This is a genomic window from Flavobacterium sp. (assembly GCF_039595935.1).
In the GTDB taxonomy this organism is placed as follows: Bacteria; Bacteroidota; Bacteroidia; order Flavobacteriales; family Flavobacteriaceae; genus Flavobacterium.
This window is the reverse complement of the sequence record NZ_JBCNKR010000006.1, coordinates 291,560-307,682: the sequence shown is the minus strand read 5'-3', so window position 1 is coordinate 307,682 and position 16,123 is coordinate 291,560. Positions and strand designations below refer to the sequence as shown.

At 34.8% G+C, this 16,123-nt stretch carries 12 protein-coding genes; 7 read left to right on the top strand and 5 right to left on the bottom strand.

Annotation, left to right across the window (positions count from 1 at the left end; genetic code table 11):
- Positions 1-31 precede the first annotated feature (31 nt).
- On the top strand, positions 32-2,089 hold the full coding sequence (locus ABDW27_RS11085) for an ATP-binding protein (RefSeq protein WP_343695956.1): 2,058 nt from the start codon (positions 32-34) through the stop codon (positions 2,087-2,089).
- Entirely contained in the window at positions 2,079-2,777 is a 699-nt protein-coding gene (locus tag ABDW27_RS11080; protein WP_343695955.1) for a response regulator, read from the top strand. Before ABDW27_RS11085 ends, ABDW27_RS11080 begins: the two co-directional genes overlap by 11 nt.
- Positions 2,778-2,915: 138 nt before the next feature.
- Here the strand turns inward: ABDW27_RS11080 and thiL are convergent, their stop codons facing one another.
- Entirely contained in the window at positions 2,916-3,962 is a 1,047-nt protein-coding gene (thiL, locus tag ABDW27_RS11075) for a thiamine-phosphate kinase (RefSeq protein WP_343695954.1), read from the bottom strand.
- 267 nt (positions 3,963-4,229) lie between these two features.
- Here thiL and ABDW27_RS11070 point away from each other — a divergent pair, with 267 nt between their 5' ends.
- Positions 4,230-4,709, top strand: coding sequence for a DinB family protein (locus ABDW27_RS11070; RefSeq protein WP_343695953.1), 480 nt, complete (start codon positions 4,230-4,232; stop codon positions 4,707-4,709).
- Between the two features lie 44 nt (positions 4,710-4,753).
- The gene (locus ABDW27_RS11065; RefSeq protein WP_343695952.1) at positions 4,754-5,251 is read left to right on the top strand and encodes a DinB family protein; all 498 of its coding nucleotides are present in this window, start codon (positions 4,754-4,756) and stop codon (positions 5,249-5,251) included.
- Positions 5,252-5,288: 37 nt separating this feature from the next.
- Here the strand turns inward: ABDW27_RS11065 and ABDW27_RS11060 are convergent, their stop codons facing one another.
- From ABDW27_RS11060 to ABDW27_RS11045, 4 genes are all read right to left on the bottom strand, one after another.
- Positions 5,289-6,248 carry a YafY family protein gene (locus ABDW27_RS11060; RefSeq protein ID WP_343695951.1) on the bottom strand — a complete coding sequence of 320 codons (960 nt, stop codon included), beginning with the start codon at positions 6,246-6,248 and terminating at the stop codon, positions 5,289-5,291.
- Between the two features lie 328 nt (positions 6,249-6,576).
- Complete coding sequence (lepA, locus tag ABDW27_RS11055) at positions 6,577-8,373, bottom strand: translation elongation factor 4 (protein WP_343695950.1); 1,797 nt, start codon at positions 8,371-8,373, stop codon at positions 6,577-6,579.
- A gap of 163 nt (positions 8,374-8,536) precedes the next feature.
- A complete protein-coding gene (locus ABDW27_RS11050) occupies positions 8,537-9,271 on the bottom strand; it encodes an NUDIX domain-containing protein (protein ID WP_343695949.1) in 735 nt (244 codons plus the stop codon).
- 22 nt (positions 9,272-9,293) lie between these two features.
- Positions 9,294-10,010 (bottom strand): NUDIX domain-containing protein, encoded by a 717-nt coding sequence (locus ABDW27_RS11045; RefSeq protein ID WP_343695948.1) that lies wholly within the window; start codon positions 10,008-10,010, stop codon positions 9,294-9,296.
- Between the two features lie 461 nt (positions 10,011-10,471).
- Here ABDW27_RS11045 and ABDW27_RS11040 point away from each other — a divergent pair, with 461 nt between their 5' ends.
- From ABDW27_RS11040 to ABDW27_RS11030, 3 genes are read left to right on the top strand one after another with little or no spacing between them, the layout of a single operon-like run.
- The gene (locus ABDW27_RS11040) at positions 10,472-13,576 is read left to right on the top strand and encodes a TonB-dependent receptor (RefSeq protein WP_343695947.1); all 3,105 of its coding nucleotides are present in this window, start codon (positions 10,472-10,474) and stop codon (positions 13,574-13,576) included.
- 12 nt (positions 13,577-13,588) lie between these two features.
- Positions 13,589-15,169 carry a RagB/SusD family nutrient uptake outer membrane protein gene (locus ABDW27_RS11035; RefSeq protein WP_343695946.1) on the top strand — a complete coding sequence of 527 codons (1,581 nt, stop codon included), beginning with the start codon at positions 13,589-13,591 and terminating at the stop codon, positions 15,167-15,169.
- Between the two features lie 18 nt (positions 15,170-15,187).
- Positions 15,188-16,042, top strand: a complete 855-nt coding sequence (locus ABDW27_RS11030) for a hypothetical protein (protein WP_343695945.1) — start codon at positions 15,188-15,190, stop codon at positions 16,040-16,042.
- Positions 16,043-16,123: the final 81 nt, after the last annotated feature.

The following is a 16,123-nucleotide window of genomic DNA, read 5'->3' as shown; positions in this document are numbered from 1 at the left end:
TTACTATTTTTGGAAAAACACAAAACCACAATTGAAAAAAAATTGTAAAATATTATTACTATTAGTCTTTGTTTTTGTGGCTTGTAACCAAAAAACAGAATTAGATAAAAATACAATTTCTTCAGTAGATAGCCTTTCTACCTATCTTTCATTAGCTAATGAAAATAATCTGCCCTTAGATGTTAAACAGAATTACAATAAAAGAGCATTAAATATTATTTTAAACCAAAAAGATGATTCGCTTAATAAAGTAAATCTTTTTAAAGTTGCTAATCGCTATTATAATATGAGCGATTTGAAAGATTATTTAAAAATTACCAAACTAATTTTAGACCGAACACAAAAGTCTAAAGATTCCTTACATATGGCGAAAGCCTATACTTATCTTGGCGATTATTATGCCTCTCAAGCAGTTTCAGATAGTGCTTTTATGCATTATTATAAAGCAGAAAAACTTTATTTAAAATTAAACGACCCCTATAATCTGGCGAAAACATTTTTAAACAAAGCAAGTCTGCAATATAACGAGGGTGATTTTTTTGAAAGCGAAATTGCTGTTTTTAAAGCTTTAAACAGCTTAAAAAGTTTGGATAAGGCAAACGACCTTTATTATGAAAGCTATAATTTGTTAGGAATATTATACAATGAAAGAGAAGAGTATACAAAAGCCTTAGAGTTTCAAAATAAAGCTTTAAAAACGTTAGAAGACAAATCAATACCTTCAATATTTCAGTATAAAGCCGCTTCATTAAATAATGTTGGCTTTATATATTTAAAAATGGAGAACTATAAACAGGCAAAAGTTTTTTTTGAAAGAGGTTTAAAACAGGAAAATCTTTTTGAAGACAGAGCTAGTTTATACGCAATTTTGCTAGATAATCTTGGATATTCTAAATTCAAACTAAAAGAATCTGAAAAGTTACCTGATTTGTTTTATGAATCTTTAAAAATTAGAGACAGTCTTGATCTCGCATCCGGTGTAGTTTCAAGTAAAATACATTTATCTGAATATTTTGCATTTAAAAAAGATACTTTCAAAGCATTACAGTTTTCAAAACAAGCTTTAGCATTATCACGAACAAGCAGTAAATTAATTAACACTTTAGAAGCACTTAAACAAACCGCAATTGTCGATCCTAAAAATGCCTCAAAATATTCTAAAGAATATATTCAGCTTAACGACAAAATGCTAAAAGCCGAACGTAAAATGGGAGAAAAATTCTCTCGCATAGAATATGAAACCAATGAAATAAAAGATCAAAACTCCAATTTACAAGAGAAAAACAAAACACTTATTTATGTTTTTAGTATTTGTACCTTGTTAGGCTTGTTTTTTTATGTCTACAAAACGCAGCAGGCCAAAAACCGGGAATTACTTTTTAAGCAGCAGCAGCAAATTGCTAATGAAGATATTTACAATCTGATGATTTCGCAACAAAACGAAATTGAATCAACCCGAATTAAAGAAAAGAAAAAAGTGGCTCAGGAATTACATGATGGTGTTTTGGGCCGAATGTTTGGTATTAGGATAAGTCTCGACAGTTTGGATAAAATGGATGAAGAGCAGGCGGCAGCTAAACGGAAAAAGTACTTAGCCGAGCTAAAACATATTGAAGAAGATATTCGGGAAATTTCGCACGATTTAAATAGAGAAAAATCAGAATTAATAAATAATTTTGTTGTAATTTTAAAAAAACTATTTGAAAATCAAAGAACTACATACCCTTCAAAACTCATAACTTCTTTTGATTCGCATATAAAATGGGAGCTCGTAAACAATATGGTCAAAATTAATTTGTACCGGATTGTTCAGGAAGCACTTCAAAATTGTAATAAATATTCAAAAGCAGCAACAATAAGAGTCGAGTTTAAAAGCGAAATAGATCATTTGGTTCTATCGATTATGGATGATGGAGTTGGTTTTAATACCAAACGAACGAAGCACGGAATTGGATTGCATAATATTGAATATCGAGCGGCAGAATGTAAAGGTACAGTTACTATAAAATCTGCTAAAGGAGAAGGAACACTCTTGGTAATAAAAGTTCCTATTGATCAAAAAATAAACCTACAAACAAATGATACTTAATTTCAAAGCCCCAAATTCGGAATTAATTCAGCCAAACATTCTGATTGTTGATGATCATCCTTTTATAATCGAAGGATATAAGAATGCTATAACCCGGTATAATCCAAAAGAATATGATTTTATAATTGCTCAGGCTCATGATTGTAAATCGGCTTATGATTTGCTGGAAGATCAAAGTACACCTGAATTTGAAATCGCTTTTCTGGATATCAGTATGCCGGCTTATGAGGAGAAAAACCTTTTTTCAGGAGAAGATCTGGCAAAGCTGATTTTAAAGAAAATGCCGTATTGTAAAATCGTCCTGCTCACGATGTACACAGAACTGCTGAAAATAAAAACGATCATTAGAACAATAAACCCAAACGGGCTTATTATTAAAAACGATCTAACTTTTGATGAATTGCTTTTTGCGTTTGATAAAGTAATGAAAAACGAGAAATATTACAGCCAGTCTGTCGTTAAAATGTTAAATCAGTCGCCTCACAATTCTATAGAAATTGATGAATTTGATAAACAGATTTTATTTCACCTTTCAAAAGGCACCGAAATTCAGGAAATGCCTCAATATATTCCTATTTCTCTAACAGAAATTGAAAAGCGCAGAACGGGTCTGAGAGAATTACTTAAAATAAAATCTGGTTCTGATGATGATTTGGTTAGAGAAGCCAAAAGCAAAGGGCTCTTTTAGAATTTTAGATTTTAGAATTTTAGATTTTAGATTTTAGAATGTAGATTTTAGAATTGATGATATAAAAAATCCTAACAGATTTTAATCTGTTAGGATATATAAACTGAGACTGAAATACTGAGACTGAAAACTAAAAATTTATTCACTCAAAGCATCCCATCCGCGTGCTTTTAAAGCGATTTTTGTATTCGCACGGGTTACAAGATGTATTCCTTCATTTTCTTCGGTCATATGACCAATAATTGAAAAGTTTGGATTTCCTTTAATTTTATCAAAATCATTAATATCAATCGTAAAAAGAAGTTCATAATCTTCTCCGCCGTTAATTGCAACTGTAGTACTGTCGATATTAAATTCTTCGCAAGTCGAAATAAACTGTGGGTCAAGCGGCAATTTATCTTCATATAAATTACAACCTACTTTTGATTGTTTACACAAATGAATAATCTCTGAAGATAATCCGTCAGAAATGTCAATCATCGAATTTGGTTTTATTTCAAGAGCATGTAAAAGCGTACGAACGTCAGTTCTGGCTTCTGGTTTCAATTGTCTTTCGACCAAATACGTATAAGCATCTAAATCCGGCTGACTATTTGGATTTACCTGAAAAACCTGTTTTTCGCGTTCTAAAACCTGTAATCCCATATAGGCAGCGCCAATATCTCCGGTTACAACTAATAAGTCAGTTTGCTTGGCGCCATTTCTATAAACGATTTCATTTTCATCAGCTTCACCAATTGCCGTAATGCTTATGATTAATCCTTTTTGAGATGAGGTAGTATCTCCGCCAATAACATCAACTTTATATTCTTTTGCGGCGTGTGTAATTCCCTCAAATAATTCTTCCAGAGCTTCTAAAGGAAAACGATTAGAAACTGCAACAGAAACCGTAATTTGAGTTGGTTTTGCATTCATCGCGCAAATATCAGACAGGTTTACCACAACGGCTTTATAACCTAAATGTTTCAATGGCATATAAGCCAAATCAAAATGAACGCCTTCTATTAATAAATCTGTAGAAACAACGGCTTTTTTGTCTTTAAAATCAAGTACAGCAGCATCGTCTCCAATACTCTTTAAAGTAGATGATTGTGTAACATCAAAGTTTCGGGTTAAATGGTCAATAAGGCCAAACTCGCCTAATTGTGCTATACTGGTACGCTGCGGATTTTTATCTTCGATCATTTTTTTGAGTTCCAAAGTTTGTGAGGGGCAAAGGTACAAAGGTTTTTTTTATCGGGGATATTCTGTAGAGACGCATTTTAATGCGTCTATCATTTTAATGCGTGTACGCAAAGAAGGGTATGTGTATTGTTTAAAAAAATGGGGTTACGTTGCGGCGTCTCTACAGCAGGAAAAAAATATTTTTTAAAATATTTTTTTCCTGCTGACAAACTGTTGTCACCAGCCCATTTTACCTTTGAATTATAGAAATTTTAAAACTTAAAAATCATGAAAACATTAGAAGCACAAGTAATTACTTCAGAAGATTTATTAAAACACTGGCAAGGTCACCGCGCACTTACACGTCGTTTAATTGAGCTGTTTCCAGAGAAAGATTTTTTCGAATTTTCGATTGGCGGAATGCGCCCATTTGCAAAATTAGTTGATGAACTTTTGGCAATTGCGGTTCCAGGTTTAAAAGGAATTGTAACTAAAGAAACCGCACCATTCTCAGAAGGAGAAGAAAAACTGATTTTTAAAGCGCAGTATCTTGAAAAATGGGATGAAGCTACAGCTGAAATCAACAAATATTGGGAACAATTATCGGTTGAAGATTTTAGCGAGACCTTTAATCTTTTTGGACAATATGAATTTCCAATTATTCAGAATATTTTATATTTTATTGATAATGAAGTTCATCACCGCGGACAAGCTTATGTGTATTTAAGAGCTTTAAATATTGAACCGCCATTTTTTTGGGAAAGATAATCCTATAATTTTTATAACTTTATAAAAAACTAAAATCTACAGCTATGAGTTTAAAAAAGATAATGACTAATTATGCAGATTATAATTTATGGGTAAATCAGCAATTCGTAAACTGGCTTTCGCCGAAATCTGATGAGCTGCTTTATACAGAAGTACCTTCAAGTTTTTCAACCATCATCAAAACTCTCGACCATATCTGGTCTACGGAAGAATATTGGTTCTCAGTAATTTCTGAAACCGCTATGGCCGAAAAAAAATCAGAAAACGAACTTTCAAAAGAAGAAATCTTTGCAGGCTTATTAAATTCATCTACAAAATTAAAGCATCTTATCAATTCATTGTCTGAAGAAGATTTAGCTAAAGAAGTGAAAATTATAAATCCGTGGTTTGAATGCGAACTTCCTGTATCAGATTATCTACTGCAGGTTGTCAATCATGGTACGTATCACAGAGGTCAAATCGTAACGATGGGGCGAAATGTGGGAATTACAGACGCCTCAAATACAGATTATAATTTTTATAATGTTGTAAAACAGAAATAAATCAAAAACTCCCGAGAGAATATCTTCGGGAGTTTTTTTATAAAAGTCTTTGTTTGTTTATTTCCAATAATTCTAAGGCTCGTGTTTTTAATCTTTCCGGTTCCAAAATTTCGGCATAATCGCCAAACATTAAAAACCAGCGTGGAAAAGCACTTTCGATATCGCGTGACATAAAAGTCATTTCTATTTTTTCGCCGATTACTTTTTCAGAAATAAAACCATGATATTTTCTTTCGGTTGATAAATATCGGGAGATTTTTTTATCAATTAAAATTCTAACTTTTGTTGTCGGACACGTTTCGGTTTTATTCAAATAGGTTTCTAAAGCGTCGTGTTCAATGGTAAAATCACAGTCTGTTTTTTTAATACCCTGAATTCGATCTGTCCTAAACTGACGATAATCTTGCCGCAAATGGCAATATCCTAAAAAATACCAATTGTTATTATCATGAAAAACGCCAACAGGTTCGATATTTCTTTGTGTAGTTTCGTCAGCATCAAACGTTTTGTATGAAAGTAAAATTTGTTTTTTCTCTGCAATACCTTCAAAAAGCAACGATAAAGTATTGGGTGAATTATCATTGAACATTGGTTCAGCCGTACTCATTACCACTCTCGACTCAACATTCGAAACCCAATCTTTATCAGTACTTCGCAGAACCGATTTCAGTTTATACATTGCCGATGCATAATGATTTCCTAAAGAAGGATCAGTAAATTTCTGCATTAGTTTTTCAGCAGCGATAAAACTACTGACTTCTTCGCGCGTGAACATTACGGGAGGAAGTCGGTAACCTTCCATTAAAGCATAACCAACTCCGGCTTCGCTGTATATAGGAACTCCGGAAGCTTCAAGAGTTCGAATATCTCTGTAAATAGTTCGTAAACTGCAATCAAAACGATCTGCCAATTCCTGAGCTTTTACAATTTTTTTAGATTGTAATTGAATCAGAATGGCAACAATTCGGTCAAATCGTTTTGGGCTTTCGTCGAGCATTTTTTTCTTTTGAGGTTCGGAGATTCAAAGATACAAAGGTTCAGAGTTTAAATAAATAAGAAGTTTGTTCCAAATTGGGACAGATTTATTGGTTCTCATCGTTGTCGGCATACTTTGTGTAGACGCACTGCGGTGCGTCTCTACAATTCTGCATGGTGAAATAGGACGTGATAGAAATATATTTTTGCGAAGTTTATCCGTAGAGACGCACCGCTGTGCGTCTACGCAATCCAAATCCACAACAAAAAAACAAAAAACCCGATAACATAAGTCATCGGGTTAAATCTATATTCTTTGCTTTTTATTCTTTCTTCTAAAATAAAAAAATCTAATCGTTCAATTTCAAAACAGCCATAAATGCTTCTTGCGGAATCTCAACGTTTCCTACCTGACGCATACGTTTTTTACCTTTTTTCTGTTTTTCAAGAAGTTTACGCTTACGCGAAATATCTCCACCATAACATTTTGCGGTAACGTCTTTACGAAGTGCTTTAATCGTTTCACGAGCGATAATTTTTGCTCCAATGGCAGCCTGAATCGGAATGTCGAATTGCTGTCTTGGGATTAATTCTCGTAATTTCTCGGTCATTTTTTTACCGATGTTGTAAGCGTTATCTTCATGGATTAATGCAGAAAGTGCATCGACAGTTTGTGCATTTAAAAGAACGTCCAATTTAACTAATTTCGAAGTTCTCATTCCGATAGGAGAGTAATCAAAAGAAGCATAACCTTTAGAAACTGTTTTAAGACGATCGTAGAAATCGAATACAATTTCCGCCAAAGGCATATCAAAATTCAACTCAACTCTTTCAGTCGTTAAATAGGTTTGGTTCGTAATTAAACCACGTTTTTCGATACATAAACTCATTACGTTTCCAACGAAATCAGATTTTGTAATGATGGTTGCTTTTATAAATGGTTCTTCAACTCTGTCAAGTTTTGAAGGTTCAGGTAAATCTGAAGGGTTATTTACAACGATTGGCGTTTCTGGGTGTTTCTTAGTATAAGCCAAGTACGAAACGTTAGGAACCGTTGTAATTACAGTCATATCAAATTCACGCTCTAAACGTTCCTGGATAATTTCCATATGAAGCATTCCTAAAAATCCGCAACGGAAACCAAATCCTAACGCCGCAGAACTTTCAGGTGTAAAAACTAAAGACGCGTCGTTCAATTGTAATTTTTCCATTGACGAACGTAAATCTTCATAATCTTCAGTATCAACAGGATAAATTCCGGCAAATACCATTGGTTTTACGTCCTCAAAACCAGTAATCATATTCGTAGTCGGAACTTTTGCATCCGTAATTGTATCACCCACTTTTACTTCGCGTGCTTCTTTAATTCCGGAAATCAAATAACCAACATCTCCGGCAGAAACTACATTTTTAGGAACTTGGTTTAATTTTAAAGTTCCAATTTCGTCAGCAAAATATTCATTGTCTGTAGCCATGAATTTAATTTTCTGACCTTTTTTGATTTCACCATTTACAACTCTAAAGATTACCTCAATACCACGAAATGGATTGTAAACCGAGTCAAAAATCAAAGCTTGTAACGGTTCATCAGGATTTCCTTTTGGAGCAGGAATTTTTTCGATAATTGCTGCCAAAATATTTTCAACACCAAAACCGGTTTTTCCAGATGCGTGAATAATATCTTCTAATTTACATCCTAATAAATCGATAATATCGTCGCTTACTTCTTCCGGATTTGCACTTGGTAAATCTACTTTATTTAAAACCGGAATAATTTCCAGATCATTTTCTAAAGCCAAATACAAGTTCGAAATAGTCTGCGCCTGAATGCTTTGTGCCGCATCAACAATCAAAAGCGCACCTTCGCAGGCAGCAATCGATCGTGAAACTTCATATGAAAAGTCAACGTGGCCCGGAGTATCAATTAAGTTCAGGATATATTCCTCGCCTTTGTATTTATATTCCATTTGAATGGCGTGACTTTTTATGGTAATTCCACGCTCACGCTCCAAGTCCATATTGTCAAGCAATTGTGCTTTTTCTTCACGGGCCGAAACAGTTTGAGTTGCGCTCAATAATCGGTCTGCTAATGTACTTTTACCGTGATCAATGTGTGCAATAATGCAAAAATTACGAATCTTCTTCATTTTAATATATCAGTTCTCTATCGAGTTTAAGTATTTTTTGAGATGTAAATTGCGCTATAACAATTGTTTTATAGCATCTTATTAAAGGGCAAAGATAGCGCAAAGTTTTGGATTCTGGAATGATGTATGACTGATAGTTAAATCACAGGAATCAATTTTTAATTTAAAACTCAAAATTAAAACCTTTTTCAGTCAGTTTCTTGTAGATTTCGGCGTCAAATTTATAGAGTTTTGCGGCTCTGTGCGACACATCCTGCTGTTTTTCATCGAGTGCCAAAAGGAGTTTCATGTGAAGGATTTTTCTTCGGAAATTAGATTTATCCAGTTCAATTCCGAGGATTTCTTCATAAAGATGCATGAGCTGTAATAAAGTAAATTTTTCAGGAAGCAAATTAAAACCAATTGGTGCCTGGCGAACGCGGTTTCGAAGCTGCATCAAACTGAAATTTAAAATTTCATTATGATCAAAAATTAAATTGGGAACCTCATTTATCTTGCACCATTTTGCTTCACGAACCGCTATACTTGCTCTAACATTATAGTCTTCCTGATTGACAAGTGTATAATATCCAATAGTTACAATGCGGCGATCGTGAACACGTGTTGGATTTGTAAAGGCTTTTAACTGCTCCAGATAAATATTATCCAGACTCGTAAGTTCATACAGAATTCGCTGTGCAGCATCATCGGCACTTTCTTCTCTTTTCAGCCAGCCTCCTAAAACTCCCCAGCTTCCTTCACTTTCTCCGCCGGCGTGCTGCACTAAAAGTACTTCAAGACTTTCTTTTTTAAAACCAAAAATGACACAGTCAATTGAAATTCCGTCAATTGCTGTCGCATTATTTGAAGCAGATTTGCTTTCGGTTTTAGAAGTTTTTTTAGAAGATACTGCTGCCATTTTTAGCTATTATGCTTGTTTTTTAAAATTCAAAATTGAAACCTTTTTCAGTTAGTTTATTATAAATATCCGGATCGAATTTGTACAGTTTTGCTGCCCTATGCGAAACATCCTGTTGTTTTTCGTCTAAGGCAACTAATAATTTCATGTGCAGAATTTTTCGGCGGAAATTAGATTTATCCATTTCAACGCCAAGAATTTCCTCATAAAGCTGCATTAACTGCAATAATGTGAATTTTTCCGGCAATAAATTAAATCCAATAGGTGCCTGACGAACACGGTTCCTAAGATTTTTTATACTGTAAGATAAGATTTCATTATGGTCGTAAATTAAATCAGGAATAGTATTGATTTTATACCACTTAGCATCAGAAGCCGTAAAACCAGCTTTAATATTATAATCTTCTCTTTTTACAAGAGCATAATATCCTATCGTAATAACGCGTCGGAGCGGAAAACGATCCGGATCTCCAAACGCTTTTAACTGCTCCAGATATATATTATCAAGACCTGTAAGTTCATTCAATAAACGATGTGCTGCATCATCAGTACTTTCTCTTTTATAAATCCATCCGCCGGGAAGTCCCCATTTTCCTTTACTGATACCTTCTGCGTGCTGAACCAAAAGTACTTCTAGACTGCCTTCATCAAAACCAAAAACAACGCAGTCAATCGTGATTGCATTCATTGCATTTTGTTCGCTTTTTGCAACTGAGTCGGCATCTACTTTTTTATCCATATGCGAAATAAATTTTGACAAATTAAACAAATAAAATGCATAACTGTCTTTTTTGATTACTTAATATTTTTTTAACAGATCAAAAAATTGATAATCAGCTGTTTGAAAAACTAATAAAAAATAAATTTTAAAATAAATATTCTTTAAACGATTGATTGTCAAAATACTAAAACACAATTTTTTCAATATTTTTCATTTCACTTTAAGATCAGTTCTTGTTAGATTAATAAAAATGACTCCCTATAAATTAGAATTGAAAAAAAATAACCTTAATATTTTGCTAAAATAGAAAAAAAGTTTTACACTTGTAGTCAAATTTACCATAAGATATTTTCAAAATGACTATAAGTTTAAAAAGATGATATTTTGAAATAGCAGAATGAGGTAATTTTTTAAATAAACGAAACTTACACTTGATTATATAAACTACAACTAACTTAATTTAAACCAACTCTTTTACTATGAAAAGCAAATATTGTATTAAAACAACAATGCTCTCGTTTTGCACGACTCTGTTGTTTGGCTTATTTATGATGCAGTCGGCTTTTGCTCAGGCACAATCCCGATCTGTAAGTGGAATTGTAACATCGGCTGTTGACGGAATGGGAGTTCCGGGAGCAACTGTTGCAGTTGAAGGAACAAAAATTGGCGCCGCTACCGATTTTGACGGGAATTATAAAATAGAAGCAAAAATCGGAGACGTTCTTGTTTTTACTTTTATCGGATTTAAAACACAGAAAGTAACAGTAGGAACTCAAAAAACTATCAATGTTACCATGCAGGAAGAAACAGCAGAACTTAAAGAAATTGTAGTTATCGGATACGGTACACAAAAGAAAAAGGTAAATACTGCCGCAACTTCATTAGTTTCAGGAAAAGACATTCAGCAGGTTGCGAGTCTTGATGTTGTAAATGCTTTACAAGGTCAGGCTTCGGGAGTTTCTGTAACGTCATCTTCTGGTCAGCCTGGTGCAAACATGGTAGTAAACATTCGTGGTGCGGGAACGGCAGGAAACAGTGATCCGCTTTATGTTGTTGACGGTGTTGTGGTTGATAACGGAATTGGATATCTTGATCCGTCGGTTATTGAAAGGGTGGACGTTCTTAAAGATGCTTCGGCTGCTTCTATTTACGGTGCCAGAGCAGCAAACGGAGTTATTTTGGTAACAACCAAAAAAGGAAAAGACGGAAAAATGAATGTTTCTCTTAATTCATATACAGGTTTTCAGCAGGTTGCTAAAAAACTGGATTTAATGAATACTCAGGAATACACAACCATCGCAAACGAAGCTCGTGTAAATTCTGGTTATGCGCCTTTGTATACACAAGCACAAATTGCTGCATTTCCTAATCACGACTGGCAGGATGATTTGTTCAATGACGGAGCAATCAAACAAAACCACTCCCTTTTGATTACCGGTGGTGATAAAAAATCGACTATTGCAACTGGATTATCGTACTACGGACAAGAAGGAATGATTGGCGGAGCTGCGAATCAGTCACAATATGATCGTATTACTTTCAGTGTAAACTCTACTTCTGAAGTTATTGAGAATCATTTAAAAATTGGAGAAAACTTCACTTTTGCAAATGTAAAAAGCAGCGGAATTGCTGATGACGGAATTTACAGCAATGGTATTAGAAGTTTCTTAAACGCTGCACCAATTGATGCTGCGTACGATGCAAATGGAGATTTTGCTCATTCAGTTATTTCAGCAGATATCAGCAACCCGGTTGGATCTTTATACTATAACAACTTTAATCAAACGAAGAACAATCGTTATGTAGGGAACGTTTTTGCAGAATTAAAATTCTTAAAAGATTTTACGTTCAGAACAAGTTTTGGTGTTGATATGACAGATAGTAATTATCGTTCTTTCAGGCCTGTTTATTCTCTTTCTTCAAATGATAATAACACCGTTTCGAGCGTTACACAAAGTGCTACAAAAAGTTCAGGATGGATTTTTGAAAACACACTTCAATACAAAATTACGGTTGCAAACGCTCATAATTTTGATGTCTTAGTAGGTACATCGGCAAAAAAGAATACTTCTGACTATATGGAAGGACAGGGAAGAAATTTAATTTTTGACGATTTTGCCCACGCTTATCTTGACAATGCAAAAGATCCGACATCAAATGTGGTAAAAGGAAATCGTAAAGATTATGCGATTCAGTCTTACTTCGGACGTTTATTGTACGATTACAATAATAAATATTTGTTTTCTGCAACAGTTCGTCGTGATGGTTCTTCAGAATTTGGTCCAAATAACAAATATGCAGTTTTCCCATCTTTCTCTGCAGGATGGAATGTTGACAAAGAAAATTTCCTTGGATTTTTATTCTCAGAAAAAAATGGTTTAAATACTTTAAAACTTAGAGGAAGCTGGGGACAAAACGGTAATGACCAGTTTGCAAGACGTTTTGCTTATATGTCTACAGTAAACTCAACAGATAAAACCTATCATTTCGGAACTGGAGATGAAACTTTATTAGTAGGTTCAAGCCCGGACCAGTTAGCAAACCGCAATTTAAAATGGGAAACTTCAGAACAGTTAGATTTAGGTTTTGATGCTGTGTTGTTTAACAACTTTACTTTGACATTCGATTATTACGATAAAAAAACAAAAGACTGGTTAGTTCTGGCTTCGATTCCAACTTACGCAGGAGCAACAGCACCTTATATAAATGGTGGAGATGTAAGTAATAAAGGTTTCGAGATTGCTTTAGGATATCGTAATCATATCGGCAAAGACTGGAATTTTGGTATCAATGCCAACCTTTCTCGCAACACAAACAAAGTACTTAGAATTGCCAACAACGAAGGCATTATTCACGGAGAAACAAACGTATTGTTTCAAGGTTTAGATGAGATGAACCGTGTTGAGGTTGGAAAACCGATGGGTTATTTCTATGGATTAAAAACCGATGGAATTTTTCAAAATGCGGCTGAAGTTGCAGCGGGAGTCCAGCCAAATGCACAGCCGGGAGACGTTCGTTTTGTGGATTTAAACGGCGATGGAAAAATTGATGCTAATGATAAAACACAAGTTGGTAACCCGAATCCGGATATTACGTATGGTGTAAACTTTGACATTTCATACAAAGCATTTGATTTCTCAATTAATACTTACGGTACAGCCGGAGGGCAAAATGTTTTTGGTATTCATGACTACACTCGTGCTTACACAAACAATACAACAGATATCTTAAACAGATGGACAAGCGAAGGAACTTCAAACAGAACTCCTAGAGTTACTTACGGAACTGACGCTAACGGTAACTACACTAAATTCTCTGATTTATATATTCAAAATTCTGATTTCTTCAGAATCAAGAATGCTACGTTTGGATGCGACTTAACAAAGCTTACAAACAAACTTAGTTTCTTCACTAAATTCAGATTATATGTTGCCGGAAATAACATTTACACATTCACAAAATATCAGGGAATGGATCCGGAAATTGGTTTTGGAAACGTAAACCAGTCTTGGGCTAAAGGAATTGATGTTGGATATTACCCACAGCCGCGTACATACATGATGGGTCTAAATGTTAACTTTTAAATTATGAAAACAATGAAACGATATATAAAATTATTTGCCCTTTCAAGCCTTCTTGTTTTAGGCTCTTGTTCGGAGGATTTTTTAGAAAATGAACCATACACAGACAAAGTAACTGAGAATTTTTATAAAACTCCATCAGATGCTTTTGAAGGATTGGTTGCAGTTTATGATGTATTGCAGCGTGAAGCTTACGGCGGGCCTTTATTAATTAGCGAGCAGGCTTCTGATGATTGTTTTGGTGGTTACGGAATTGCCGACGGTCAGGCCGATATTGAATGGGACCGATTTTTATATGTATCTGATAAAGACATGAATAAAGATGTTTGGTCAAATGCTTATTTAGGAATTTACAGAGCCAACATTTTATTAGAAAATCTGGATAAAGTAGAATGGGGATCAAACATTGCTTTAAAAACTCGTTACGAAGCAGAAGCTCGTTTCTTAAGAGCGCACTTTCATTTTACAGCAGCAAAAATGTTTGGAGATATTATTCCGCTGGATCATACTGTAACAACGAGTGAATTTGAATTACCAAGACAATCTCCGGAAGTTACCTATGCTTTAATTGCAAGTGATTTAAAATTTGCAGCAGACAACTTAAACTCTGATAATTATTCACAATACGGAAATGCAAATTTCGGACGTATTACGAAATGGGCTGCCGAAGCTTATCTGGCAAGAACATTTTTATTCTATACCGGAGTGTATGGTAAATCAGATTTGGCTGGAGTAGTTACAAAATCTCAGGCAGTAACTTATATTAATGATGTTGTAAACAATAGCGGACATGGTTTAGTTCCTGATTTTGCGAATCTTTGGTTAGCGGCTTCTTTTGAAAATTTTGTTGGAGAAGACAATACCGAAATGGTTTGGGCTGTTCGTTTTAACGGTTCAGGAAAAGGAAACTGGGATTTACACGAAGGAAACCGTTTTCAGGTCAACATTGCACCACGTGGAGGAGCAATCGGAAAATATGCAACAGGTTGGGGAGGAGCAACCGTGAATCCAAAACTGGTTGCAGCTTACAGCGCAGCAGATACCAGAAAAGGAGCTTCATTTATTGATTACGCTGGAGAAAATCTAAATTTTGATGCACAGGCTAGAGAACAGCGTCAATACACAGGATATTCATGGAAAAAATACTGCCCAATTACCAATGCAGCAGGAGTAAGTGTTGTGGAAGCAAATGGAGGAAATTTCCAAATTGATAACTATCAGGATTATGCTATTATTCGTTTTGCCGATGTATTGTTAATGGCAGCAGAATTGAACTTAGAATCAAACCCGGCGGTAGCACAAACAGATTTAGACAGAGTTCGTGATCGTGCTTTCAAAAACACAACAAACAGAGTAACGGCAAATATTCCAAACATCATGAAAGAGCGCCAGTTAGAATTAGCTCTTGAAGGACTTCGTTACTTCGATTTATTGAGACAAGGTATGTCGACAATGAAACAAGCTATCGATAACAACACAGGAGACTCTCAGTTTGGCGTAACTTTTAGAACAGAAACTCAAGGCTGGTTTCCATTACCTCAGTCGCAGATAATACTTTCAAACGGAACTATTACGCAAAACCCAGGCTGGAATTAACTTTAAAACAAAATAATTATGAAACGTATATTATATATAATAGTAGCTGCAGTAACTATTGGGTTAACGTTATTTTCGTGCGAACCTGTAGAAGACAGAGATAGTTTGCCAGCAGTAACTCTAACACCGTCTACGCTTAAGTTTTCGGTAACACAAAATCCTTCAAACACAAATGAAGTTATATTGAATAATCCCGATCCAACGATAATTCCGTATTGGAAATATGTGGACAGCAACGGAAATGAGTTAGGACATTCAAATAAAAGCGATGATAAAATCGTATTTCCTTTTGCCGGAAAATATACAATTTATTACACAGCGTATACAAGAGGAGGTTCTGTAGATGCAGCTCCGGTTGAAGTTACGGTAACTAAAAATGACGAAGAATATTTCAGTGATCCAAGATGGAATATGCTTACTAACGGTGTAGCCGGAAAAACATGGGAATTGAATATGGCAGATCCTGTAGGATGGGCTGGTTTAGATTATCCTGCAGCTTCTGGAGACAACTGGAACTGGTTTCCGGATTATGCAAGCAACTCTTGGGTAATGCCAAATAAAAACTGGGGCGAAATGCATTTTGATCTTAACGGAGGTTACAACACAAGCGTAACACAAACCGCATTGGCAAGCGCTCAGCAAACTACAAAATCAGGCACTTACAATTTTGATATTGCAAATAACAAACTAATTTTTAACGGAGGTGTTGAAATGCTTTATGGAGGAGATTATTATGGAGACGTAAGTAACTGGTATAGTGTAAAAGTGGTTGAATTATCAGCAACATCATTACGTTTAGCAGTGATCAGAGATAAAAGTAGAACTGGTGAAGGCGTTTGTTTAATAGTTTTTCACTATAAACCAAAGTCATAACCTGTTATAAAAAACCAAACTACCGGTAGGTGATCGATACAGATGCCTATCGGTATGTTTATATTTGTTATAAAAACCACA

Coding starts and splice junctions, on each gene's coding strand:
- ABDW27_RS11060 (WP_343695951.1), bottom strand. CDS start 6,248: ATGCTCGACGAAAGCCCAAAACGATTTGACCGAATTGTTGCCATTCTG.
- thiL (WP_343695954.1), bottom strand. CDS start 3,962: ATGATCGAAGATAAAAATCCGCAGCGTACCAGTATAGCACAATTAGGC.
- ABDW27_RS11050 (WP_343695949.1), bottom strand. CDS start 9,271: ATGGCAGCAGTATCTTCTAAAAAAACTTCTAAAACCGAAAGCAAATCT.
- ABDW27_RS11045 (WP_343695948.1), bottom strand. CDS start 10,010: ATGGATAAAAAAGTAGATGCCGACTCAGTTGCAAAAAGCGAACAAAAT.
- lepA (WP_343695950.1), bottom strand. CDS start 8,373: ATGAAGAAGATTCGTAATTTTTGCATTATTGCACACATTGATCACGGT.
- ABDW27_RS11030 (WP_343695945.1), top strand. CDS start 15,188: ATGAAACGTATATTATATATAATAGTAGCTGCAGTAACTATTGGGTTA.
- ABDW27_RS11040 (WP_343695947.1), top strand. CDS start 10,472: ATGAAAAGCAAATATTGTATTAAAACAACAATGCTCTCGTTTTGCACG.
- ABDW27_RS11035 (WP_343695946.1), top strand. CDS start 13,589: ATGAAACGATATATAAAATTATTTGCCCTTTCAAGCCTTCTTGTTTTA.
- ABDW27_RS11065 (WP_343695952.1), top strand. CDS start 4,754: ATGAGTTTAAAAAAGATAATGACTAATTATGCAGATTATAATTTATGG.
- ABDW27_RS11080 (WP_343695955.1), top strand. CDS start 2,079: ATGATACTTAATTTCAAAGCCCCAAATTCGGAATTAATTCAGCCAAAC.
- ABDW27_RS11070 (WP_343695953.1), top strand. CDS start 4,230: ATGAAAACATTAGAAGCACAAGTAATTACTTCAGAAGATTTATTAAAA.